Source organism: Paenibacillus sp. J22R67, from assembly GCF_059692175.1.
On record NZ_JCAUAX010000007.1, the window covers coordinates 289,292 to 313,373 of the forward strand.

Genomic DNA, 24,082 nt, shown 5'->3' on the forward strand with positions numbered 1-24,082 from the left:
TGCTTCTACTTGAGGGTAACCTCTTTTTTGCGGTGATTGGCCTATATGCTAGCTGCTATCTGAAAAGTGCTAATTGTTGGGTAAAATGAAAAATAGCTATTTTCTATCGAAAATGAAAGAATAAGAGACCACAGTTCCCCTCAGCCAGTCTAGGCACCGATTTATTGCCGAATAAGGGATCATAGTTCCCTCAGCAAGTGAGTATCCTCTGACTGGGGTTGGCAGCCGCCATGTGGCGGCGACACAACGCGCGCTTGAGTTTGGTTTTTCATACATTTTTACATTATTTCTGTATAAACAAAAGCTGATATAATTGATATCATTCATATAAAGATTGATAGCGATTTCAAGGTTGAAAGGAAAGGTGGTGGGCAATGTGTCTGTCGCCCCCGTACGCGTGCTGATCATTGATGATGAATTGCCGTTAAGACAAGAGCTCCGATCCATGCCATGGTCTACATTTGGCGCAGAACTGGTTGGAGAGGCCGAGAATGGGGAAGAGGCTTTGGAGCTCTGTATAGCTTTGGTACCTGATCTTGTTATTTCAGATATTACGATGCCCATCATGGACGGAATGGAATTGTTCCGCAGCGTCAAAAAAAGATTCCCGCACATCCAATTCGTCCTGTTAACCTGTCATAGCGATTTTCATTATGCCCAAGAAGCGCTGAAGTTAGGAGCTTTGGATTATTTTACGAAGCTGTCTTTTGATGAAGAAGATATGAAGACGGCGATTGAAAAGGCGAGAGCAGCGATCAGACGTGAAGTCGATCTCAAGCAATATGAACAAGAACGGATACGCAGGGAGCTGGCTAACGCTCCAAAATCAGGGACAAGTGACGAGCGGAAAATTCGAAAAGAAGTCCAGCTTGCCCAGAAGATCATCGAGACTAAACTCGGTGAGCCAATTACGCTGACCTCCGTCTCGGAAGAAGTTGGGCTCAGCTCATACTATCTAAGCCGGCTGTTTCGGGAAGAAACCGGGGAATCTTTCAATGATTATGTGACTCGGCTGCGCATGGAGAAAGCTGTGAATCTGCTTCAGAACACGCAGCTCAAAGTTTATGAAGTCGCTGAACAGGTAGGCATTCCGAGTTACCGTTATTTTTCGCAACTTTTTCGAAATTGGACCGGCGTAGCACCTACAGATTATAAAAAGGGATGATACCAATATGAAAGCGCTTATCTCGTGGTTTGGCAGCTGGAGCATGTTGGCCAAGCATTTTCTATTTTTGTCCCTGGGAACACTTGTGCTGTTGGGAGGGCTTGGTTTCATCAACTTGCGTGAAGCGGAGGGGTTATTTCGGAGACAGGTTATTACGGACGCTCAAATTATTATTGACCGAACCAATTTATATATGAATGCTTATCTGGATAATGTGCAAAATATTCTTATGCTTATCTCGACCCGTGAAGATTTGTTGAACGAAGGCAAAGAGAAAGAGGCCTCGGATGTTCTGCGCTCGTATGCGAATATGAACAGAACGCTGTATAAGTCGCTCTATTTGGTCGGTGTAGATGGGCATGTCATTTCCGACTCGCAAACCACCTTTGATATTATTGGAAATCCGGAAATCCCAAAGCTGCTTGAGAAAGCCAAGCAAACCTACGGAATATTTATCACCGAGCCTTATCAATCCCCTATGTCGGGTAAAACAGTCGCCTTCGTGCTGCCGATTCAATCATCTTCGACGAAGTCATTAAAAGGGATCGCCGTCGTGGAAATCGACCTCGTTCAATTAACGAATATGATCGCCCAATTCATGAATACGAAGAATCAAACCTTTGCTATCATCACGAACAAAAAGAATGTTGTCCATTCGTTTGATGTCGGGTTACCGCTTAGCTCTTACCGGCTGCTTCCTTATCATACGTCTGTGTATCCGCCCGAGCTGGATGAAGGGTTTGTCGCTCAAGTATCGGATCTTCCTCTCGGAGCATCGGAGATAGAGGGCCCGGAAGGCGATTTGGTTGCGGTCAAGTCCGGCATGAATAATCTTGGCTGGTATTTTATCGCCTTTTATGAGAATAGCTTCTTCTATCAAAATATTGCCAGTCTATACCGGAATTTCAGCACAGCAGGCGTATTCTGGATATTCCTCGTATTGGCCAGCACGTACATGATCAGTCGATATATTACACTTCCGGTACGCACATTGGTTGCGAAGATGGATCGGGTTCGAGATATGGATGTGCTTCACACCATACACGCAACTGGAAATGATGAAATTGGCCGGTTGGCGCGAAGTTATAATGCCATGATGGAGCGGATCCATCATCTGCTTCAGGAAACGAAGGAAGCGGAACGCCGCAAGAAGCACTTTGAGCTGAAAATGCTGCAGAGTCAAATTGCCCCGCATTTTCTGTATAACACCCTTGCTTGCATTAGTTCTTTGGCCAAACAGCACAAAATCTACGAGGTTCGGGAAACGATCAAGACCCTTGTTGGTCTGTTGTCTTTCAGCTTTGATAAAAGCACGGAATTCGTTACTTTAGCGGACGAACTGGAAGGACTGCGCATGTATGCATACATTCAGAAGGTACGCTACGGGGATAAGTTCACGATGGAGATTGACACAGCACCTGCCACGATATCCAAAACAATTCTAAAGCTGACCCTGCAGCCGCTTGTGGAAAATGCCATTTTCCATGGAATTGTTCCGCTGAAACGTGAGGGAATCATCCGTATACGGGCTAAGTGTGTGAAGGATAAATTGATCATTACGATTAGGGACAACGGGCTCGGAATGAACTCTGAGGTCCTGAATAGTCTGTTCGAAGAGCGGCACAAAGCGCCGAGCAAGCATAGATTTACAGGAATCGGGATTATGAATGTCCATGAGCGAATAGGTCTCCATTTTGGAGCAGCGTACGGTTTATCCATTTTCTCCTTGTCCGAAATCGGAACGTTGATCCGAATCGAGCTTCCGGCAATGGAACATGAATATACAGAAAAAAACAAATAAAGCGTTTGCAAGAATTCGAACATTTTCGCAGGATCACTGTATATTTTCCAAAGAAAGCGCTTGCTATACTTAACTCAACCCGTTAGGAAGCGAGTGATCAGATGGAAAAGAGGTGGCCTCATGGAACAGCAAGTCGTAGTCAAGCAGGAAGTAAGGGCGGGTAGAAAAACAAAAGAAGCGAAGCTTAAATTATCTGCGAAGCAGGTTTGGGCCTTTCGGGCTTTTTATCTCATGCTTTTACCTGGCGTTATTTATTTCGTCATTTTCCGCTATATTCCCATGTATGGTGTGATTATTGCTTTTAAGGATTTTCAAATATTGGATGGCATTCTCGGCAGCGGTTGGGCTGATCCGTGGTACAAGCATTTTGCGACGTTTTTTAATTCTCCGTATTTCGGGCAGCTGATGGTCAACACGTTCGTCATTAGTATTTACAAGCTGCTGTTTGGCATGGCACCGCCGATTATCATGGCTTTGCTGCTCAATGAGTGCAGGCTGCGATGGTTCAAAACGGTTGTGCAAACGCTAACGTATATGCCGCATTTCTTATCTTGGGTCATCATTTATGGTATCCTCATTGCGCTGCTCTCCCAGAATTCGGGGATCGTCAACCGGTTTATCGAAGATGCGGGCGGCCAGTCGATTGGCTTCATGACCTCGATTGATTACTTCCGGACCATTCTGGTAAGCTCGGAAGTTTGGAAGGATCTCGGCTGGGGCGCAATCATCTACCTGGCTGCGATGACAGCGATCGATCCAACCTTATATGAGGCAGCCCGTGTGGACGGTGCAAGCCGTCTGAGAATGATTTGGCACATTACGCTGCCAGGCATTCGAAATATCATTGTGCTTCTGCTCATTTTAAAGCTGGGACATATTATGGATGCTGGTTTCGATCAAATTTATATTTTGTATAACATTCAAGTGTATCAAGTTGCGGATATCTTGGATACCTGGGTATTCCGGACAGGGCTGCAGCAGCTCAACTTCTCACTGGGGGCCGCCGTAGGATTATTCAAATCCGCTATTGGGCTTGTCCTGGTATTAGGCTCCAATCATTTATCCAAGAAGTGGGGTGATGGCATATGGTAAGAGGCTGGGAAGACCGGATCGTCAATACGATCGTCGTTGTCATCCTCGGACTTACTGCATTGGCGGCGATTATACCGCTGATGTACGTGATTGCCGTGTCCATCACACCTTTCTCCGAGGTACTGAAGAATGGTGGATTCATCCTCATTCCTAAGTCCATCACTTTTAGCGCTTATCACAAGCTTTTCACGGAAACGAATATTCCAAAAGCTTTCTGGGTGACAATCTTTATCACCGTTGTAGGTACGATTGTGAACCTGATATTGACTTTGCTGATGGCTTATCCGCTTAGCCGTCGCAATCTTCCAGGCAGAAGCTTCTTCCTTCTTATGGTTGTGTTTACGATGCTGTTCAGCGGAGGGCTGATTCCGACTTATTTAGTTGTGAAATCCTTAGGGCTCTTGGATTCCGTCTGGTCGATGATTCTGCCGAATGCGATTTGGGCGTTTAACATTTTGATTATGAAAAGCTTTTTTGAAAGCCTTCCTGAAGAGCTGTTTGAATCGGCTCGGATGGATGGAGCGAAGGAATTCCGGATTCTCTGGCAAATCGTATTGCCGCTCTCTATGCCGTCTATGCTCACAATTGGGTTGTTCTACATGGTCGGCCATTGGAATGAATTTTTCCAGGCGATTATGTATGTGACGGATCGAGATTTGTTCCCCTTGCAGGTCGTTATTCGCGAAATTCTCATGCTGACCCAGCAACCGCTGGAAAATGCCGAAAATATGCTTCCTACCGAAACGATGCAAATGGCGTCTGTTGTTGCTGCAAGCTTACCGATCATTATCGTGTATCCGTTCATTCAAAAGCATTTCACCAAAGGAATGTTGATGGGCTCCGTCAAAGGTTGACCCCGCTCAGTGCATCAGGACTGCAGCCTGATTCGTTCTGTAACGGCGACAATAGAAACAACTTTTATTTTAAAAGAAAGAAGGGGTATCTATGAAAAAGAAATTGCTTGTACCAATTCTTCTCGCCATGACTTTCGCCGGTGGAACGCTGATTGCCGGTTGCGGTGGAGCACCTGCTGCGAATAAGCCTGCTGATAAAGCTGCGGAAAGCGGTAAACCGGCTGCTAACGCCAAGCCCGTTAAGCTTGATATTATCGAAACGGGCAGCGGTCTTCCTTCTCCTGATCAGGACATTATTAAGCAGGAGCTGGATAAAGCGCTGGGCACGGATCTTAATTTGACCGTATATGCCTCTGGTGATGATTATAAAAATCAATTAAACGTGCGTATGTCATCGGCGAACTTCCCTGATTTATTCGCTGTAGATCGCCAACAATTAAAGCAATTTGCCGATCAAGGTCTTCTGCTTGATCTCACACCTTATTTGGATAAGCTTAAGCCAGTACAAGAGTTCATTGGGGCTGACAGTTTGAAGAAAGGGATGATGAACGGCAAAACGTATGCAATTGCCAAGTCACCGCAGGTCCCCTACAATACGTATTGGATTCGTCAGGATTGGCTGGATAAGTTGAATTTGAAAGTCCCTACGACGCCGGAAGAACTGCTCGAAGTGGCTAAAGCGTTCACGGAGAAAGATCCGGACGGCAATGGCAAAAAAGATACGTATGGCCTCACTGGCGGTAAATTAGGTGCTTTTGATACCGTCTTCGGAGCTTATGGTGTAGGTATGGACGGCGGTTTACCGACCTTTTATGTCAAGGATAATAAAGTTGTGAACTCCTTGTATGATTCTGGGATGAAGGACGCCCTCGGTTTCGTACAGAAAATGATTGCTTCCGGTTCCGTAGATCCAGAGCTTTTGGCTAATTCAGGCCTTCAACATCAGCAAAAAGCGATAAAAGGGCAAGCAGGTATCGTCTATCTGGATTGGCCGAATGTCACGAAAGACCAATTTGTTGAGCAGATCAAAGCTGTGAATCCCAATGCCAAATGGGTGCAAGTCGATGCGATCAAAGGTCCAGGCGGGAAATATGCCAGCGCCTATGATATTGGCAAGGCAGCAGGTCTGTATGCCGTGCCGAAGTCCCTTGAGAAGAATCCGGAGAAGCTGCAGAAAGTCATCGATTTACTGAATTATGTGTCTTCGAAAGATGGTTCCTTATTGGTGCAATACGGGGTAAAAGGCAAACATTTCAACCTCGATGGCAGTAAAGTTGTCCCGACAGATCTCATGGGCAAAGAAGGCGGTTATTTCTGGCTGTACCAATTCGCAGGGCGCCCGGAAATGGAATATTTGACAGTGAAATTCGGTCCGCAGGCTAAATTTATGGAATATGCAAGCAAACAGCCGCACATTGATGGTTTGGCCGGATTCGTTGATATGCCGAATGGCTATAACGATGCAGATGCGAAGCGCTATATTGAAGAAGAATTCTCCAAATTCTTGTATGGCAAACGTCCGCTCAGCGAATATGACAGCTTCCTGAAGACGCTTGAAACCTCCATGAATTATAAAGCCTATTTAGATGCAGCTAACAAACAGATCAAAGAGCTTGGCTACGTGAAGTAAAAATAGAAGGAAAAGTTGAGGGAACAGCGTGCGGAAAAGGAAGGAGAAATGGGCTTCCTTTTCTTTTAAAAGAACTATTTACACGTGTAAATTTTGTGGTTATAATTACCATAAATCAATAATAAAAATGAGGAGTGTATGCATATGACACAAACAAAATTAGATATTCCTGCACTTATTGAGCAATTTAACGAAAACGGTTATTTGATACTGCCAGGCGTTTTGTCAGAAGAAAAAGTTAACCGCTTGAACGCTGCCATCGACCGAATTATCGCTGAAGAACCGGACTCATTAGCTTATAACATTTATAACAGCATTGAGAGAGATGATGAAATAGCTGCGCTAATCGATGAACCGGCGTTGCTTCCTCTGATGGTGAATCTGCTTGGCTATAACATTCAGCTGCACATTTCACACTTAACCGTACGTAAACCGAATCCCAACGATGTGAAGACCGAGTCACACAGCTTCATTAACTGGCATCAGGACGGTCCGCATCCACAGTTTCCGAAGCAAGATGGCATCACCTCGACCTATTACATCAAAACATGCTATATCTTGAGCGATATGTCCCAGCCGGATCGTGGTAATACCAAAATTATCCCTGGCTCACATAACAAGCCGTTTCATCCAGAGAGTCAGAATGTGAATGGTCTAGTGGACGGCGAAGTGCAAGTATGCGGCAAGCCAGGCGATGTGTTCATATTCCCGCAGAACCTGTGGCATGCCGGTGCGCCTAATCGCTCGGAATTTACACGCCGGCAATTGTTTCTAGGCTATAGCCCGATCTGGATGAGACCAATTGACTACCGCACGGCATCCGAACAATTGCTGGAAAATGCCTCTCCATACCGGAAGCAGCTTCTGGGGGTCATTGATGAGAATCCGTTTAAATATTATGTTCCATCCGAATCTATGGTACCATTAAAGGAGCTGTACAATCAGGATGCTGGCAAAAGCGTCTACAAATAAGCTCACTTGGAAGAGGTGGATATCTTGGGTTCATCAACAAGATTAGAGGGAAAGATTGCGCTTGTTACGGGAGCATCACGCGGACTAGGGCGTCATATCGCAGCTGCACTTGCGGCAGCAGGAGCGAATGTTGCAGTCAACTATGCATATAGCGTGCAGGATGCAGAGGAAACGGTTCGGCTGATTACCACAGCAGGAGGCAGCGCTTGTGCATTTCGCGCTGACATCACAAGCGAGGGAGAAGTTAGCGAGCTCATCGAGCGAGTGGAGCAGCATTTTGGCAGGAGTATTGATATTCTGGTTAACAATGCGACAGGCCCTCAGCCGATGTTATCCATTGAAGAGAGCACATGGCAGACCTACTTGGATCAACTGGATTTCTTCGTGAAAGCGCCTTTACTGCTTGCGAAAGCGGTGCTCCCGGGGATGAAGTTGAAGAGAGAAGGAAGTATTATTCATATCGGCAGCGAAGTCGTGCAAATCGGGAATGCTAACTTCTCCAGCTATGTCACGGCGAAAGCATCCATGGTGGGCATGACGCGATCATGGGCCAGCGAGCTGGGGCCTCACGGTATCCGGGTCAATTTGGTTGCACCAGGTTGGATACCTGTGGAGCGGCATGAGGGAGTCAGCACGGCAGGTTACCAAGCCGGTGTACCGCTAGGGAGAGTCGGCGAGCCTGCGGATATTGCGAATGCCGTGGTGTTCCTGGCGTCGCCTGAGTCAGGTTTTGTTACCGGGCAATGTCTCTCGGTTAACGGGGGCAACACGTTTGGAATTTGATTACGTTTGTTAGGGTGAAAACGAATGGTAAGTAGGAAAGATGTAGCCGACCGCGCAGGAGTCTCCTCTGCGGTCGTTTCTTATGTATTGAACAATCGGGAGATTGTGAAGGAAGAGACGAAGCAGAAAGTGCTGGAAGCCATTCGCGAGCTTGGCTATCAACCAAATTTGTTAGCACAAAGCCTGAAAACGAAAAAGTCGCGACAGATCGCCGTGCTGATTAATTATCTCGGGAATCCTTTCGAGGCGGGTCTATTAATAAGCATCGAGCAGCATGCGAAAGACAGAGGGTATTTTGTGTTTTTCCAAACCTATAAACAAGAGGAAGAAGATCAGCTCAAGAGCTTGTTCATGGGTAGAGTGGATGGTATTTTACTGCTCGGGCAAGCGCTGAAACAGCAGGTGGTGGAGCATTTTCAGACGCTTGATATGCCGATTGTCTCTGTTTTGAAGCCGGCGGGTTCGGACTTGGACGCTTCCGTACCCTATATGGATTTGGATTGGGAAGCCGAGATGAGTAAGTTGGTCCGTCATTTGCAGCAGCAAGGCCATACTCGGATTGGCTTCATGGGTAGTGGTGATGCTGGTCAGCATTATGAAGTCAGGCTGCAGGCATTTATTCATGCGTTGCGGGAAACAGGTTGTACCTGGTATTCAGAGGATTTGTTGGATGGGGGAGGCAGGTTTGAGCCGGCTGAACGGGTATTGCACGCTGAATTGATTCGTCAGTCAGCCCACTTTACTGCACTGGTCTGTGCCAATGACTTGATGGCAGCTGGCTGCCTCGCCGCTTGCCGAAAGGCTGGTGCCCAGGTGCCGAAACAGCTGGCTGTCGCTGGTTGCGAGGATATTTTGATGTCCTCGCAAACCGATCCGCCGCTTACGGCCATCCATTATCCTCGTCCGCAAATAGGAGAGGCAGCTATGAGATTGCTGCTTGATACGATAGAAGGGAAGACGGCTGAGACGCCTCTCTTTTCAGGAGAGCTGGTTGTTCGGCGCTCTACGGAAGTTTGATGATGGCCCTGCCGGGATTGTCGGCAGGGCTTATTTGGTTAATTGATGGATGATATGACCCGCCGTGTTTCGGGAGGCTGAGGTGTAGCGATGGGAATATGAATCATTTTTTTAAAATTCACGGTCTGACCAGCTATGTAAGTATCGGGGTTCTGAATATGGGGATTGAGAGATAGGAGTTTTGGTATATCTAGACGCATACGATAGGCGATACTTCTTAAGTATCGCCAGTTTGTGCCATATAGGAATCCATTTCCTGTCACATCCAATCTGCAAGCATGTATATAGCTTATGAGTAGGAGTTCTATTTATGAGGATGGATTTACCAATTGTTGAAGGGGCGTTGAAAGGGAATGTGCGTTAGCGATGATTTGCACGGGGGTGCTGGTTTCTCGAGATCCAAGGGGATGATCATAGTAGGGGTTTCAGTGAAAATAGATGGAAAATCCACCGTTAATCTGCGCTGCTTAGCGGCTGGGAGTAAGTAGCGGTAGAAGCCGTACCCGTTAACCATGCGAATAGATGGGCAGAAAAGGTTAAATTCCTTGGATCATAGTAGAATTTTATTGGTCCTGTTCTATTTGAACGCGCTTTCTTGCCAGTAATGGTCATTTTTCTTAGGTGGAGTCAATCTGAGTTATTTTATCTTTTAGGCCCGTTTACCAGTTGTTATACTCATCAGTGAAACTGTGGTTTCAATTTAAGTGGAGGGGTGGCTAGATGTCAGCAACAGGCAGTATCGTGATTCAAAACGGCACGATCGTGACAGCGGACAGGTTGATCCCGAATGGACTCGTTCACATGGAGAACGGGTGGATAGTCGGTGTAGGAGAATCGGGCAGCGTGGAAGTGCCGACGGGGAGTGAGGTGCTGGATGCGGCAGGCGCCTATATCGCTCCAGGCTTCGTCGATATTCATTGCCATGGCGGAGGCGGGGTGTGGTCGTGGGAGCAGCCTTATGCATTTGCGCTTACGCACCTGAAGCATGGGACGACAGCGATCCTTCCTACATTTACATACAACGAGAGTCGGGAGCAAGTGCGGGACGGACTTCGAACCATTCTGTCAACGATGGAGTCGAGCAAGCCATTTGTGGAAGCAATCGTAGGTATTCATATGGAGGGGCCGTATATTAATAAAAAATATGGGGCCATCACATCCCCGATCCGTCCAGTTGATCCAGAGGAGTATGGTGAAATATTGAGGGAAGCCGGCGATCGGATCAAGGTTTGGACGATGGCGCCTGAACTAGGTGGCCAGGATATGTTTGTGAACGAGGCTGCCAAATACAATATTTCCTTGTCCGTCGGTCATTCCGAGGCGACTGCTGAGCAGATCTTCCGTTTTGTCCCTCAAGGTCTGAGAATCGGTTGTCACTGCACAAATGCTTCTGGCGCAACACCTTCGCCATCCCGCTATGGAGGAACGCGTGAAGTTGGTGTCGATGAGGCTGTTCTTGTTCATGACGATATTTACGCCGAAGTGATCCCAGATCGCGAAGGCATTCATGTCCGTCCTTTGATGCTGAAGCTGATTCATAAAACAAAAGGGACGGACCGTGTCATCATTATTACGGATGCGATGCCGGATGCCAGTGTCGATAAGGGAGATTCCTCGGACGTGAATTGGAATCATCTTGGCCACTTGGCCGGAAGCCGACTGACGATGGACAAAGCCGTGCGCAATATGATGGTTCACACGGGCGTCGGAATTGTGGATGCTTTTCGGATGGCTTCACTCAACCCGGCTAAAGTCATTCACATGGAGGATCAAATGGGAAGCATCGCACAAGGCAAGCGGGCCAATCTTCTCCTTATCGATGAAGAGATCCGAATTCAGCGGGTTATTTTACACGGCCAAACTGTGAAGTTCTAGGAAGAAAGGCGGTGAAAGGATGCAATTCGAGGAGAACATGGATACGCCGGCAATTGTGATTGATCTGGATCGGCTGGATGCCAATCTGAGGCGTACGGCTACACTAGCGTCCAACGCAGCCGTACGTTTAAGGCCTCATACGAAGACGCATAAGAGTATTTGGATCGCGCAAGAGCAGCTGCGGCACGGAGCCTCTGGGATAACCGTAGCAAAGTTAGGTGAAGCCGAGATTATGGCGAGTGGAGGCATAGACGATATCTTGATCGCCTATCCGATTGTCGGCCGCATTAAGCTCGAGCGACTCGGGCGATTGCTGCAGCAAATCAAGGTATCTGTCAGTGTAGATAGCTATGAAGTGGCCAAAGGGCTCTCGGAGCTTGGTGAACATCTGAAGCTTCGAGTTCCACTCTATGTGGATGTCAACAGCGGCTTGAACCGCTGTGGGAAGGAGCCCGGGGAAGAGACAGCCGAGCTGGCGGTAGAAATAGCGAAGCTGCCCGGCATCCGGCTTGCCGCCCTGATGACGCATGCGGGCCAAGCGTATGGTAAAAGCCATGCCGACGATTGCTTGGAGGTCGCCTTGGCCGAGGCGGAAGCGCTGTTGGAATCGCAGCGCATGCTCAGGAGACTAGGCGTCGATGTGCCGGACATTAGCGTCGGTTCAACCCCGACGTCGAAGTTCATTGGCGCACTCGCCGGCAGCGGAGTGACCGAGATGCGTCCGGGAGCATACGTGTTTGGCGACGGCTCCCAGCTGTACACAGGGCTGATCGGCGAAGAAGAATGCGCAATGTGCATCCATGCGACTGTCGTCAGCACGCCGAGACCGGGCACCGTGATCATCGATGCCGGCTCGAAGACACTGTCGAATGACAGCAGTGCTCATCGCAAAGGCTTCGGAATGATCACGGAATTCCCGGGCATCCTCGTGGAGAGGCTCAGCGAGGAGCATGGCATTTTGACCGTTCCAGATGGGGTTCAATTACAGATCGGCGACACACTTGCCATAATTCCGAATCATTGCTGCGCCGTTACCAATTTGCATGATCAGCTGCTGGGCGTACGAAATGGTCAATTAGAGCGAATCATCAAGGTAGATGCTAGAGGCAAAGTGAAGTAGCAAGAACGAACACGGAGATATCCATATAAAGGAGAATGATACGTATGTCACAGCACATTCATACGAACCTTGCACCTGAATTCCCGCTTCCTTTTTCGCAGGCGCTCCGAGCCGGTGATTTTGTCTATGTGTCAGGCCAAGTCGGCGTGGATCCCGCTACGCGTGAAGTCGTTGGCGAAACGATTGAGGAACAGACCGTTCAATGTTTGCGGAATATTGAAACCATCCTGGAGGCGGCTGGGCTTTCGCTCGACCATATCGTGAAAATCAATGCCTTCCTTTCCAGACAGGAGGATTTCCCGGGCTATAACAAGGCGTATGAAAACGTCATGAAGAAGCCTTTTCCTACTAGGACGTCTATCGGATGCTCCATCGGCAGCTATTTAGTGGAGATTGACGCTATCGCTTACGCTGCTACGCGTCGCGGAGAAAGCTGTGAAAATGAGTAACCGTAAGCTGCGTATTGCGGTAGCCGGTATTTTGCATGAGACGAATACGTTCGCTCCAGGCATAACAGATCTGTCTCATTTTCGCGATCAATGGACAGTGGGCTTGGAGGCATTTACCTCGCGGTACGCGGGAACAAGAACCTCCATGGGCGGAGTGATCGCTGCGGCTGCAAGTCATGGGGTCGAGTTGATTCCAGGTGTGTACGCAGCGGCGACGCCAAGCGGGATGGTGGAGGCGGCTGCAGGGGACGCGCTGATCGATGAACTTGTGGAAAGTATCGACAGCAGGGCGGCAGGACTTGTCATCATCATGCACGGCGCCATGGTATCCGAGCAATATGCTGATTATGAAGGCGAATGTCTCAAGCGTCTGCGAGCTAAACTGGGGTCCGATTATCCAATCGCGATGACACTTGATCTGCATGGCAATATCAGTCAGGAAATGGTACGGCAAGCCGACTTAATTGTCGGTTACGATACGTACCCGCATGTTGATATGTATGAACGGGCTGTCGAGGCCTTTAATTTGCTTATCCAGAAAATCCGAAGGAATATTCGCCCGGTACGGGCGTTGGCGCATACGGGGATGCTGGTCGTACCGCAAGGCATGCTGACGGATGTGGGCAGTATGAAGCAGCTCATGGAGCTTGCGTTCAGCATGGAACGCATTCCTGCCGTCCTCAATGTGACAGTGGCGGGAGGCTTCCCATACAGTGATGTGCCGGATGCAGGCATGTCGTTTGTTGTGACAACGGATGGAGATGCAGAGCTGGCCAGTCGCTGTGCTTCGGAACTTGCGCAGATGGCCATTGACCTCAAGGCGTCGTTTAATGTCAGCTATCTGACACCGCGCGAAGCAGTTGCCGAGGCTCTCGCCCAGCCGGAAGGTCCCGTCATTATCGCAGAAGGCTCAGACAATGTGGGGGGAGGGGCTCCGGCGGATGCGACCCATATGTTAGCGGAGCTGGTAACCTCACCGCAAAAAGCGTTGATTGTAATCCGCGATCAGGAAGCAGTGGAAGCTGCAAGACAGGTTGGCATCGGTGGCGTGTTCGAAGGCTGGGTCGGCGGTAAAAGCGATACGCTCCACGGTAAGCCGGTCCAGGTCAAGGGGAAAGTTCGGCTGCTGTTCGACGGGCATTATCGGCATGTTGGGCCTTATATGACAGGGCAGCGCGCGGAGATGGGACTAACGGCCGTCGTCGAATGCGGACAGCTGACGCTTATTTTGACGGAGAAGCGGGTGGCCCCGTGGGACGTTGGTCATGTGCGCTCGGTCGGGCTATGGCCGGCTGATTATCACATCATCGTGGCCAAATCAGCGCTCGCATGGCAGACGGCTTTCGGATCGTTCGCCAAGCATGTCATTAACGTGGATTCGCCGGGGTGCTGTAACGCGAATTTGGCGCATTTTGACTATCATCGGGTCCTGCGCCCTGTTTATCCGTTAGATGCGACACCTGCGCCAATACCGAGATTCAGAGCGTACGATTAAGCAAGGAATAAGGAGGATTCACGATGAAGCAGACCCAGAATTCGAAGATGAAATATACGGAATCACAAGCCTACTTAGCTGGCGGGGTGGCAAGCTCCTTAAGAAGCGCAATGAAGCCCACACCCTTATTCGCCACTGGAGGATCAGGTTCGAGAATTCGAGATGTGGACGGTAACGAATTTATTGATTACTTGCTCGGATATGGACCCTTGATTCTAGGCCATGCGCATGAAGCAACCGCCTCACGTGTCTATGAAGCCATGCAGCGAGGGATTACCTTCGGACTTCAGCATGAAGGAGAGATTGCGTTAGCCCGTCGATTAACAGAGATCTTACCATGTGCGGATAAGGTAGCGTTAAGCGGCTCGGGTACAGAAGCCGTGATGCTGGCGCTCCGATTAGCTAGGGCGCACACGGGCAAGCGCAAAGTCGTCCGCTTTCACGGTCATTATCACGGGTGGTCAGATACGGTTTTCACCTCATTTCCAAGCTCGGATATGCGTAAGTCTAGTACAGCAGCTGGTGCAGCTGAGGATAAACGGATTGTCCCGGGTACAGGCGGACAGAGCGAGCAGGCGCTGGAGGAAATTATTTTGCTGCCATGGAATGACACTGCGGTGCTGGAGGCGGCACTCCGTGAGCATAAGGATGACATTGCGGCGGTCATTTCCGAGCCCGTGATGTGCAATTCGGGCTGTGTGCTGCCGAAGCCGGGCTATCTGGAGCGCATGCAGGAGCTGACCCAGGAGCTGGGCATCGTCATGATTCTGGATGAGGTGATTACCGGTTTCCGGCTTGGTCTTAGCGGCGCGCATGGGAGGTTCGGGCTGAAGCCAGATTTGGTTACGATCGGCAAAGCTTTGGGCGGAGGGATCGCAATCAGTGCTGTCGCTGGCAGGCAGGATATCATGGCGCTTATTGAGAATGGGACGGTCAGCCATCTGGGCACGCTGAATGGGAATGGCGTTGCGACGGCTGCCGCTTTGGCAACTATTGCGGAACTGTCGCAGGAGGAGGGGGCGGCTTTTGCGAAAATGGAAACGAACGCAAGCAAGCTAGTCGAAGGGATTCGCAGCTTACTCGCGAAACACGCGATTCCTGGCCTCATCAACCATATTGGGCCTGTTTTCCATATGATGTTTACGCATGAGCCGAAAGTAGACGATTTTGCTTCCTTTATGAAGCGGGATGCGGCTAAGTATACCGAGTTTTCAGGTTATATGCTGGAGGAGGGTGTACTCGTTCGATCCAATGGACTGTGGTACATTTCTGCTGCACATGGCGCACAGGAAATTGAAGAGACGTTAGCAGCTGTCGATCAGGCGCTGGCTCGCTTATTAAGGGGGGAATCTGGATGAGGATGACAGATAAGATCGCGCTTATCACTGGCGGTTCAACCGGCATCGGGAAGGCGACGGCTGTCCGTTTTGCCGCTGAAGGAGCCAAGGTGGCTATAACCGGAAGGGAGAAGGCGGCGCTTCAAACAGCTGCCGAGGAAATTGCCGAACAAGGTGGGCAAGTCATTTGGATTGACGGCGATGTGCAGCTCAAAGCGGATGTTGTCCGGATGGTAGATACGGTACTAAGTCATTGGGGCACGATTGACGTATTGGTTAACAATGCGGGGATATGCAGTCCGGCCTCCTTTCTGGAGATCGAGGAAGCGGAATGGGACCGGCATATGGCGATTAATTTGAAAGGAACGTTCCTGACGGGGCAGGCCGTTGCGAAAGTGCTCGTCAAGCAAGCCAAAGGCGGCACGATTATTAACATGTCCAGTGTGAACGGCCTCGCAGCGGAGAAGGATCAAGCGCACTACAATGCAACCAAAGGCGGCATCAACTTGCTCACCATGTCCATGGCCATTGAGCTTGCGCCTTTAGGTATTCGCGTCAACGCGCTGTGTCCGGGCTTCATCGAGACACGGCTAACGAAGCCGCTGATTGATAATCCGACCGCTTTTGGGCCGTATCTGCAAACAATTCCGATGGGGCGTGCCGGGGTGCCGGAAGAGATTGCAGACGCTGCGCTTTTTATGGCAACGAACGATTCCCGTTATATGACGGGCCACTGCCTCGTGGTGGATGGCGGGCAGCTCATAAAGCTATCTTAACGAAGGAGAGCGAACCTACCTATGAGCATGGATGTAAGTCAGAAACAGGAACGCTACACCATCCAAACGATTGATAAAGCGTTGGATTTGCTGGAGCTGCTGGCTGAACATGGTTCCCTGAATTTGCTGGAGCTGACGGATCTGCTCGATCAACCCAAATCATCGACGTACCGCATCATTCTGACACTTGAACATCGGGCATTCATCAGTAGAAGTGACGACAACGGCAAGTATTGCCTCGGCTACAAGCAATTAATGCTGACGCGAGGGTTGTTGGAGCGCAACACACTAAGAGCCTCTGCGATGCATGAAATGAAAAAACTCTCAGAGCGCTTTGGAGACACGATCAATTTAGGTGTTCTAGTGGACGGTGAGGTGCTATATGTGGCCATCATTGAAAGTACGCAGCCGCTCCGGATGACGGATACGGTTGGTTCCAGATCCCCCTTTCACGCAACAGCGATGGGAAAAGCCATGACCGCTTACTTGCCTGAGGACGAAGTTAAAGAACTAATTGCACGTCATGGACTGCCGGCGATGACCAAACATACGCTTATTTCACCTGAATCGATAATTGCTGAATTAATTCAGGTCAGGCAGCAAGGATTTTCGATGGATGATCAAGAAATTGTAGAAGGTGCGCGTTGTTTGGCTGCTCCAATTTTTAATATGTACGGGACTATCGAGGGTGCAGTTAGCCTATCCGGGGCGATGCACCGATTTGCTCCAGACGTTGTGCCCGAAATGGCAGAAAGCATTAAGGCGGCTGCGCATCAGATCTCCCGAAAGCTGGGTTACCCCTATGCACCAATCGTTATGATTGATAAATGAGAGGAGAGCTCCTCATGCAACCCTTGCGTATTGCGGTTCTCGGGATGGTGGATGGGAATGGTCATCCTTATTCCTGGAGTGCCATGTTCAATAACTATGATAAAGCAGCGATGGCAGAATGCCCCTATCCGGCAATTCCGGTTTATCTTGCAAAAGAACCGAATGAAAAGCTGCAAATTCCAGGCGCGTCTGTGACGCACATCTGGACCGATGATCCCAAAGATGCGGAACACGTGGCGAAAACGTCGCTCATCCCTCATATCGTGAGCAGGCCGGAGGACGTGATCGGGCACGTAGATGCTGTGATGATTACGACAGATAAAGGCCACGAGCATGTGGAGCGCTGCCGGCCGTTTGTTGAAGCGGGTATTCCTATTTTTGTTGATAAACCGCTAGTCGACAATGAGCCCGATCTAAGGCAATTTAGGCGATGGGTACGGGACGGCGCCCGAATTATGTCATCCAGCTGCATGCGTTATTGCAAAGAATTCATGCCTTATCGCACTTCGATTCATTCGTTAGGACAACTTCGTTATACAAGCATCACGACTTGCAAAAGCTGGGAGCGCTACGGCATCCACGCTTTGGAGTCCATTTACCCCATTCTAGGCCCCGGTTTTCTTTCTGCACAAAACGTAGGAATCAAGGAACGAAATATCGTGTTATTTAAGCATCGCACACATGGCGATGTTGCTGTGATTGCGATTGATGATCTATATGGTTCGCATGGTCTCTTGCAGCTGTGCGGCACGAGTGCGAGCGCTACTGTCAGTTCCCAAGATACGTTTTATTCCTTCAAAACCCAGCTTGAAGCTTTTATTGAATATTTACATACTGGTGAGCGTCCTTTTCCGTTCAGTGAAACGGAAGAATTAATGCGTATGGTCATTGCCGGCATTCGAAGCCGGGAAGAAGGGGGAAGAATTGTCCCTCTGGAAGAAATCGCTGCGGATTAGATCCGCTTTTGGCATACACATGAAGGAGGACTAAAGGATGACAACACAATTTCATATGCGTCCGAGTCGAGTTTTACGCAAGCTTAGATCTGGGGAAACAGCAATTGCACTGAAGTTAAATCTTGCTGACCCGCGAATTACGGAAATGGCTGCCAGGATTTCTGGTGTGGACTGCCTCTGGACGGACATGGAGCATGTCCCGAATGATTGGGCTGTGATCGAGCGGCAAATCTGGGCAGCAAAAGCTTATGATGTGGATGTTCTAGTGCGCGTGGCGAGAGGCAGCTATAGCGATCTGATTCGCCCGCTGGAGATGGATGCAGCGGGAATTATGATTCCACATGTGATGAGTCTGGCGGATGCGAAGCAAATTATTCATCATACGAAGTTTCATCCGATCGGCCGCCGCCCGCTCGATGGCGGGAATGCCGATGGCGCTTTCTGCAATTTGGAGCTGGGCGACTACATCTCTCAGGCGAATGATCAGCGCTTCAATGTGCTGCAGATTGAAGATCCGGAGCCACTCTCTGAGCTCGAGGAGATGATTGCACTGCCTGGACTGGACATGATCTTCTTCGGTCCAGGGGATTTCAGTCAGGGCATTGGTGCGCCTGGCAAATGGGACCATCCGCTGCTGCTAGAAACACGCCAAGCGGTCGCTCGTCTGGCGCAAAAGCACGGCAAATTTGCAGGAACGGTAGGCAGTCCTAGCAACCTGTCGGAATTGACGGCGATGGGCTACCAATTTGTCAGTGTGGGAGCGGATGTCGTTGGATTTGGCCAATATTTAAGCGGAATTGCCGCAAGTATTAACCGCGTGTCTGGAACTGGCACGGATTCTGTCTACGGCTCAACGAAGAGCAGTTAAGGAGGCCGGGATATGTATACAGAGCTATTCTCTTTGCAGCAAAAAAGTGTCGTGATCACGGGAGGTTCCGGTTATCTCGGTTCGGCGCTCACGGAAGCACTGCTGGCCTTTGGCGCCGATGTCACGGTGGCGGATCTGAGCTTCCGTACAAATACAACGCTGGATGCTGCAATTCAGGAAGGTCGTCTGCGGGGTGTCGTCTGTGATGTTTCGAATACGGCTTCGATCCAGAATATGCTGCAGGAACACTTCGCAGCCAGCGGACGTTTGAACGTATTGGTCAACTGTGCTACCTATGGGGCAGGTTATGGCAAAGGAGCAGAGCTGGAATTCATGACAGATGAAGTTTGGCAAAAAGGCGTAGACGGGACGGCAGGAACGACGTTCCGCTGTATCCGGGAAGCCATTCCGTACTTAAGAGAAAGCGGCGGCGGCTCGATCATCAACTTTGCCTCGATGTACGGAATCGTTTCGCCCGATCCTTCCATCTATGGCGATAGCGGTGCGAACAACCCGCCAAATTATGGCACAGGGAAAGCGGGCGTCGTCCAACTGACCCGTTACTGCGCCGCACATTTGGCGAAATATGGGATACGCTGCAACAGCGTATCTCCGGGTCCTTTTCCGAACACCGTCATCGGTCAGAATGAGGCATTTCTTGGGCAGCTGCAAGCTAAGACCATGCTCGGTAGGGTAGGGAAGCCGGAAGAAATGGCAGGAGCCGTCATTATGCTGGCCTCCGATGCCTCCAGTTATATGACCGGATCGAACCTGATGGTGGACGGCGGATGGACGGCTTGGTAACGATAGGAAAGCGGTGCTTCCACAAGGGACAGGAGGAATTCGAATTGAATTCGCATGTGATGCAAAGTTTCTCGCTAGCCGGCAAGACGGTATTACTGACAGGAGGCGCTGGGCTCTATGGTACGCAAATTGCGATCGCTTGCGCTGGGGCCGGAGGCAACGTGTATGTGACGTCACGAGATGAATCGCGTCTTGAAGCGATTGAGGAAAAGTTCAGACAAGATGGCTACACGGTGCACGCCCTCCAGTTTGACCAAGAGAATCTGTCCTCGATTGCTGCGATCCGTGATAAGCTGGAAGAGCGAGAAGGGAAGTGCGATGTCCTCATCAATAATGCGGTTGCTCGCACGATGTCGCACTATAATGACTCACTCGAGAACTTCGCGCGCAGCATGGCGGTTAATGCGACAGGGTTGTTCGAAATCACGCGCGTAATCGGAGATTGGATGTCCGAGAAGGGATCGGGGTCGATCATTAACATCGGCTCGATTCAAGGCATGGTTGGACCTGATCCTACCCTTTATGAGGGGCTTCCGCTAAACGGCCTAGTCCCGGACTATTTCTTCCACAAAGGCGGTATGGTCAACTTCACCCGATTCATCGCCAGCTATTATGGGGCACGTCAGGTCAGATGCAACTGCATCTCGCCGGGAGGCTTCCAGACGGAGAAAAACCTCCCGGAATTCGTTCATCGCTACAACGACAGAACCATGTTAGGTCGCATGGCGAAGTCGGATGACATTTGGGGGCCAATCGTGTTCCTGGCATCCGATGCTTCCCAGTACGTAACCGGCACGAACCTTCCGGTAGACGGAGGTTACACAGCGAAGTAAACATCCATACACAAACGGCATCGACGCATGGTGCCGTTTTCGCGTACCCGCGGTTATGTCAATTTTGGCCTAGAAAAATAGATATTATTGGGGGTGAAGGTTATGAGAAGCTCTGTCAATGGGTTCCGGGTTTTTCACGATCTGAAATTGGTAAAAAAGCTGTGGTTATCGTTCTCTCTTGTTACGCTTATTGCGCTCATCATCTTTGCCGTGCTTTCTTCAACATTTATCAAACGATTTATGACGGACCGGGAAGGCAATGCGATGCTGCAAAAAATAGAATATTTTACCGGCAGCATGGATAGTTACATTCAAAGTATTGAAAAATCCTCACAGCTCCTCGTCTACAATGAAAATATTCAAGAGCCCTTAAGCGCCAATGCGGCGAATTTAAATGGAATGAATCGTATACAAGCTTACAATTATATCTATGATCAATTAAGGCAGTTATCTGACAGGTTTTATGGCATCGAAGCGATTTATTTGGTGGATAAGTACCAGAATGTTTACGACAGCGGTGTCGGGATGAATTTTACGCCTAGTTATTTGGTCAGCGATGAGTTCGTAAAACAAGGCTGGTACGACAAAATGGCCAACAATAACAGCAGCAATTCGTTATGGTCATTCATCAAATGGCGTGACAAGCAAACCTCCATTGTCATGTTCAAAACGATTTACGATAAAAATAATTTACAAATCCTCGGGTATCTCATCATTTCCATTTCTCCAACGATCCTTAACAATTATTTGGCCTCATCTAATCTGGACGAAGGTACGAACAGTATCGTCGATTCAAACGGTTTTATTTTTTCCGCCGGGAGCGGAGCAGAGAATCCTCACATTGACATTGCCCGAATGACGGGTACGAAAGGGCATTATACCGAAGAACGTGACAACTATGTTGTCGCTTATTCCAAGCACCCTTTGACGAACTGGACGTTTGTTCATACGATTCCAGAGAGCTTACTGCTTAAGGATTTGAAACAAATAAACAATTTATGGATCGCTTTTCTAGGGCTGTCCCTAGCGCTCATGGTGATTGTTTCTGTCTTCATCTCAAGGACGATTTCTATGCCGATGCGCAAAATGATTCGCATGCTCCGGCATGTCGAGCAGGGTAATTTGAATTTGAAATTCCAACCTTTATATAAAGATGAGCTTGGTGACCTTGGCCGTGCGTTTAATCATATGATTGATAAAGTTCGTGAAGGCGAGCCGCTCATGCGGGAGAAGCTGGTTCGTTCTCTTATAGAAGGGAGCATGACGGAGACAGAAGCGCAGATGTTCGAGGAGCGGCTTGGTTTCCGTCTCAGCAGCACTTCGTTTCGAGTTGTACTTTTGCATGTGCATGGAGGTAACGAGAAAGAGATACTGGATCGGGCGGAATCGATCATCCATGAATTCGAAAATTGGCATGAGATGATTAGCATTTATTTATCGAGTGAACAGTACTGTTTAATTTTTAACGGCACCAATGAAGAAGTGTTTAATAAAATCAATGTGCTGATCGCCGTGTTGAAAGAAAGGCTTGGCCTACATATGTACGCGTTCGTCGGTAACCAATATGAGCATGTTAATCTGATCAAAACCTCGTTCGAGGAAGCCAAGACATTGCTGAATTATCTGGTTGGCGAAAGAATGGATGAACAGACCAATGTCTTCTTCGTCGGAGACTCCTGGAAGTTACAGTACCCTGAAGCGTACGAAAACAAGCTTCTTTATTACATGGAACAGCGCGATATCGACAACTGTGCAGCAGTAATGGAAGAGCTGATTGTCTATGCCAGAGCCAGCCATCTCGTTCCGCACGTGCTGTATGCGTTAATGGCTTCGCTCTACAATCACTTGTATAAGCTGCTCATTAAATCAGGTCAATCGGCGGTCCTGAGCAAAAGCTGGTTCGGCGATGTGCAGGAAAAATTATTGTCGCAGCCACTGGAGAAGAACGGAAGGCAGTTTATCGCACTTGTAAGAGAACATTTAAGTCCGAGTGTTCAGGAAGAGAAGAAGCCTAGCAGAAGTATTCTCAAGTCGTTGCAAATTATTAATGAGCACTACAGCGATGTTGGACTCGGCATTGATTCAGTGGTCGAACAGGTCGGCCTAAACGCCAACTACTTCAGTCAATTATTCAAAAAAGAAGTCGGTGTCGGGTTTACCGACTACGTCGGGCAAGTGCGCATGGAGCACGCCAAACGGCTGCTCGAAGAACCAGCCAACAAAATCAAGGATATCGCCCTGCAGGTCGGATTTATGAATCCGCACTATTTCAGTATTTGGTTCAAGGACAACACGGGGCTGTCGCCTTCGCAGTATCGCAAGCAGCTTTTAGGGCAAATTGGATGAGCACTAACTGACCATACGACTTTGTTATTTTAAGAAACAGGTCGAATTCCTTATATTCTCTTGTGGGACTAACGAAATCAAAGGTTTTCTAATGAATTTCACCTACGCAATGTTAGGGAGCCTATGCTACCTTGTTGGTAGATCACACTATTGATGTTGACAGCGCTGTGCAGATGGATTCGCAGAGGGGTTCAACAGGTTCATCAAACTGATCACACAAGGAGGGCTCTATGAAAGTGATGACGATTTATGCGCACCCCGCTGATACGATCACAAATTGCGGAGGTACGCTGGCGCTTCACGCGAAGCGCGGGGATGAAGTCGTTGCTCTGATTTTGACACATGGAGGACGGCTGCATCCCAACAAATACGCCGAGGAATGGCGAAAAGACAATCCCGACGAGAGCCTTCTACATGCAGGCTTAGAAGAAATTGCGCTGAATAAAAGGCGTGAATTGGAGCGTGCCGCTCAAACGATCGGAATTTCCAAGCTCATTTTACTTGATTATGATGATAACTATTCGGTTGTGAATGAAGAGATCGTGAACCGAATTGCGGAAGAGGTGTCCAAGGAAAGGCCGGATATCGTGATTTGCGATTTTCCGATGAATACGGCCTTCCATAATCCGCATACGATTGCGACACAGATGGCGTTTGCCGGACTAAGCAAGGTTTCGCTCTTCTTGAAAAACCTGGACGGTCAGGAGGACTATCAAGTGAAACAGATCTTCTTAACTTCGCTGCCGGTTAGTCCGATCGATGGTCTTAGCTTGTATGGGATGCGCAATGACGTTTTTATCGATATTAGCTCCGTTGTGGGCGAGAAGATCAAAGCGATGGATGAGTTCAAAAGCCAAGGCTATAGCGGCTTATTCGCTCGCAAGCTGCTTGAATCCTACAACGGCGAATACGGCCGGGCGGCTGGCGTCAATTTCGCAGAAGGCTTTTACCGCGTCTATAACGAAACGCATTCGCATTTGCCCTTGACGGAAGCTGCACAAAAAAGTGATTTGCTAATGAGACATCTCTCCTATTCGACGATGAGTATTCGTGAGATGTTTCCCCTTACTTGACTTCG

Annotated in this window: 21 protein-coding genes; all 21 read left to right on the top strand. The window is 49.1% G+C overall.

Annotated elements, in window-relative coordinates; genetic code table 11:
* Window positions 1-376 precede the first annotated feature (376 nt).
* Entirely contained in the window at window positions 377-1,165 is a 789-nt protein-coding gene (locus AC58VC_RS25495; protein ID WP_497372592.1) for a response regulator transcription factor, read from the top strand.
* Between the two features lie 7 nt (window positions 1,166-1,172).
* Entirely contained in the window at window positions 1,173-2,966 is a 1,794-nt protein-coding gene (locus AC58VC_RS25500; RefSeq protein ID WP_497372594.1) for a cache domain-containing sensor histidine kinase, read from the top strand.
* A 231-nt stretch (window positions 2,967-3,197) separates the two neighbouring features.
* Window positions 3,198-4,058 carry an ABC transporter permease gene (locus AC58VC_RS25505; protein ID WP_497372778.1) on the top strand — a complete coding sequence of 287 codons (861 nt, stop codon included), beginning with the start codon at window positions 3,198-3,200 and terminating at the stop codon, window positions 4,056-4,058.
* Window positions 4,052-4,912, top strand: coding sequence for a carbohydrate ABC transporter permease (locus tag AC58VC_RS25510; RefSeq protein WP_497372596.1), 861 nt, complete (start codon window positions 4,052-4,054; stop codon window positions 4,910-4,912). The genes AC58VC_RS25505 and AC58VC_RS25510 overlap by 7 nt, the downstream gene beginning before the upstream one ends.
* Window positions 4,913-5,003: 91 nt before the next feature.
* Window positions 5,004-6,542 carry an extracellular solute-binding protein gene (locus AC58VC_RS25515; RefSeq protein ID WP_497372598.1) on the top strand — a complete coding sequence of 513 codons (1,539 nt, stop codon included), beginning with the start codon at window positions 5,004-5,006 and terminating at the stop codon, window positions 6,540-6,542.
* A gap of 144 nt (window positions 6,543-6,686) precedes the next feature.
* The gene (locus AC58VC_RS25520; RefSeq protein WP_497372600.1) at window positions 6,687-7,514 is read left to right on the top strand and encodes a phytanoyl-CoA dioxygenase family protein; all 828 of its coding nucleotides are present in this window, start codon (window positions 6,687-6,689) and stop codon (window positions 7,512-7,514) included.
* A 24-nt stretch (window positions 7,515-7,538) separates the two neighbouring features.
* A complete protein-coding gene (locus AC58VC_RS25525; protein WP_497372602.1) occupies window positions 7,539-8,297 on the top strand; it encodes an SDR family oxidoreductase in 759 nt (252 codons plus the stop codon).
* Window positions 8,298-8,321: 24 nt separating this feature from the next.
* Entirely contained in the window at window positions 8,322-9,314 is a 993-nt protein-coding gene (locus AC58VC_RS25530; protein WP_497372604.1) for a LacI family DNA-binding transcriptional regulator, read from the top strand.
* Window positions 9,315-10,034: 720 nt separating this feature from the next.
* Complete coding sequence (locus AC58VC_RS25535; RefSeq protein WP_497372606.1) at window positions 10,035-11,189, top strand: N-acetylglucosamine-6-phosphate deacetylase; 1,155 nt, start codon at window positions 10,035-10,037, stop codon at window positions 11,187-11,189.
* A gap of 19 nt (window positions 11,190-11,208) precedes the next feature.
* Window positions 11,209-12,309, top strand: a complete 1,101-nt coding sequence (locus AC58VC_RS25540; RefSeq protein WP_497372608.1) for an alanine racemase — start codon at window positions 11,209-11,211, stop codon at window positions 12,307-12,309.
* A gap of 44 nt (window positions 12,310-12,353) precedes the next feature.
* Entirely contained in the window at window positions 12,354-12,758 is a 405-nt protein-coding gene (locus AC58VC_RS25545) for a RidA family protein (protein ID WP_497372610.1), read from the top strand.
* Window positions 12,751-14,253 (top strand): M81 family metallopeptidase, encoded by a 1,503-nt coding sequence (locus tag AC58VC_RS25550; protein ID WP_497372612.1) that lies wholly within the window; start codon window positions 12,751-12,753, stop codon window positions 14,251-14,253. Before AC58VC_RS25545 ends, AC58VC_RS25550 begins: the two co-directional genes overlap by 8 nt.
* A gap of 23 nt (window positions 14,254-14,276) precedes the next feature.
* The gene (locus AC58VC_RS25555) at window positions 14,277-15,611 is read left to right on the top strand and encodes an aspartate aminotransferase family protein (protein ID WP_497372614.1); all 1,335 of its coding nucleotides are present in this window, start codon (window positions 14,277-14,279) and stop codon (window positions 15,609-15,611) included.
* Window positions 15,608-16,366, top strand: coding sequence for an SDR family NAD(P)-dependent oxidoreductase (locus tag AC58VC_RS25560; RefSeq protein WP_497372616.1), 759 nt, complete (start codon window positions 15,608-15,610; stop codon window positions 16,364-16,366). The genes AC58VC_RS25555 and AC58VC_RS25560 overlap by 4 nt, the downstream gene beginning before the upstream one ends.
* Window positions 16,367-16,387: 21 nt before the next feature.
* Window positions 16,388-17,197, top strand: coding sequence for an IclR family transcriptional regulator (locus tag AC58VC_RS25565; protein WP_497372618.1), 810 nt, complete (start codon window positions 16,388-16,390; stop codon window positions 17,195-17,197).
* Window positions 17,198-17,211: 14 nt separating this feature from the next.
* Window positions 17,212-18,153 carry a Gfo/Idh/MocA family oxidoreductase gene (locus AC58VC_RS25570; RefSeq protein WP_497372620.1) on the top strand — a complete coding sequence of 314 codons (942 nt, stop codon included), beginning with the start codon at window positions 17,212-17,214 and terminating at the stop codon, window positions 18,151-18,153.
* 37 nt (window positions 18,154-18,190) lie between these two features.
* Window positions 18,191-19,021, top strand: a complete 831-nt coding sequence (locus AC58VC_RS25575) for an HpcH/HpaI aldolase family protein (RefSeq protein ID WP_497372622.1) — start codon at window positions 18,191-18,193, stop codon at window positions 19,019-19,021.
* A gap of 12 nt (window positions 19,022-19,033) precedes the next feature.
* Window positions 19,034-19,825: an SDR family oxidoreductase gene (locus tag AC58VC_RS25580; RefSeq protein WP_497372624.1), complete on the top strand. Its 792-nt coding sequence runs from the start codon at window positions 19,034-19,036 to the stop codon at window positions 19,823-19,825.
* Window positions 19,826-19,869: 44 nt separating this feature from the next.
* Entirely contained in the window at window positions 19,870-20,658 is a 789-nt protein-coding gene (locus AC58VC_RS25585; protein ID WP_497372626.1) for an SDR family NAD(P)-dependent oxidoreductase, read from the top strand.
* A 102-nt stretch (window positions 20,659-20,760) separates the two neighbouring features.
* A complete protein-coding gene (locus tag AC58VC_RS25590; protein ID WP_497372628.1) occupies window positions 20,761-23,004 on the top strand; it encodes a helix-turn-helix domain-containing protein in 2,244 nt (747 codons plus the stop codon).
* A gap of 230 nt (window positions 23,005-23,234) precedes the next feature.
* The gene (locus AC58VC_RS25595; protein WP_497372630.1) at window positions 23,235-24,077 is read left to right on the top strand and encodes a PIG-L deacetylase family protein; all 843 of its coding nucleotides are present in this window, start codon (window positions 23,235-23,237) and stop codon (window positions 24,075-24,077) included.
* The last annotated feature ends 5 nt before the right edge of the window (window positions 24,078-24,082 follow it).

Excerpts from the sequence above, each read along its gene's own strand:
- AC58VC_RS25545 (WP_497372610.1), top strand. The coding sequence starts at position 12,354 with ATGTCACAGCACATTCATACGAACCTTGCACCTGAATTCCCGCTTCCT.
- AC58VC_RS25580 (WP_497372624.1), top strand. The coding sequence starts at position 19,034 with ATGTATACAGAGCTATTCTCTTTGCAGCAAAAAAGTGTCGTGATCACG.
- AC58VC_RS25595 (WP_497372630.1), top strand. The coding sequence starts at position 23,235 with ATGAAAGTGATGACGATTTATGCGCACCCCGCTGATACGATCACAAAT.
- AC58VC_RS25500 (WP_497372594.1), top strand. The coding sequence starts at position 1,173 with ATGAAAGCGCTTATCTCGTGGTTTGGCAGCTGGAGCATGTTGGCCAAG.
- AC58VC_RS25520 (WP_497372600.1), top strand. The coding sequence starts at position 6,687 with ATGACACAAACAAAATTAGATATTCCTGCACTTATTGAGCAATTTAAC.
- AC58VC_RS25555 (WP_497372614.1), top strand. The coding sequence starts at position 14,277 with ATGAAGCAGACCCAGAATTCGAAGATGAAATATACGGAATCACAAGCC.
- AC58VC_RS25515 (WP_497372598.1), top strand. The coding sequence starts at position 5,004 with ATGAAAAAGAAATTGCTTGTACCAATTCTTCTCGCCATGACTTTCGCC.
- AC58VC_RS25570 (WP_497372620.1), top strand. The coding sequence starts at position 17,212 with ATGCAACCCTTGCGTATTGCGGTTCTCGGGATGGTGGATGGGAATGGT.
- AC58VC_RS25575 (WP_497372622.1), top strand. The coding sequence starts at position 18,191 with ATGACAACACAATTTCATATGCGTCCGAGTCGAGTTTTACGCAAGCTT.
- AC58VC_RS25510 (WP_497372596.1), top strand. The coding sequence starts at position 4,052 with ATGGTAAGAGGCTGGGAAGACCGGATCGTCAATACGATCGTCGTTGTC.
- AC58VC_RS25565 (WP_497372618.1), top strand. The coding sequence starts at position 16,388 with ATGAGCATGGATGTAAGTCAGAAACAGGAACGCTACACCATCCAAACG.
- AC58VC_RS25590 (WP_497372628.1), top strand. The coding sequence starts at position 20,761 with ATGAGAAGCTCTGTCAATGGGTTCCGGGTTTTTCACGATCTGAAATTG.
- AC58VC_RS25560 (WP_497372616.1), top strand. The coding sequence starts at position 15,608 with ATGAGGATGACAGATAAGATCGCGCTTATCACTGGCGGTTCAACCGGC.
- AC58VC_RS25540 (WP_497372608.1), top strand. The coding sequence starts at position 11,209 with ATGCAATTCGAGGAGAACATGGATACGCCGGCAATTGTGATTGATCTG.
- AC58VC_RS25535 (WP_497372606.1), top strand. The coding sequence starts at position 10,035 with ATGTCAGCAACAGGCAGTATCGTGATTCAAAACGGCACGATCGTGACA.
- AC58VC_RS25550 (WP_497372612.1), top strand. The coding sequence starts at position 12,751 with ATGAGTAACCGTAAGCTGCGTATTGCGGTAGCCGGTATTTTGCATGAG.
- AC58VC_RS25530 (WP_497372604.1), top strand. The coding sequence starts at position 8,322 with ATGGTAAGTAGGAAAGATGTAGCCGACCGCGCAGGAGTCTCCTCTGCG.
- AC58VC_RS25505 (WP_497372778.1), top strand. The coding sequence starts at position 3,198 with ATGCTTTTACCTGGCGTTATTTATTTCGTCATTTTCCGCTATATTCCC.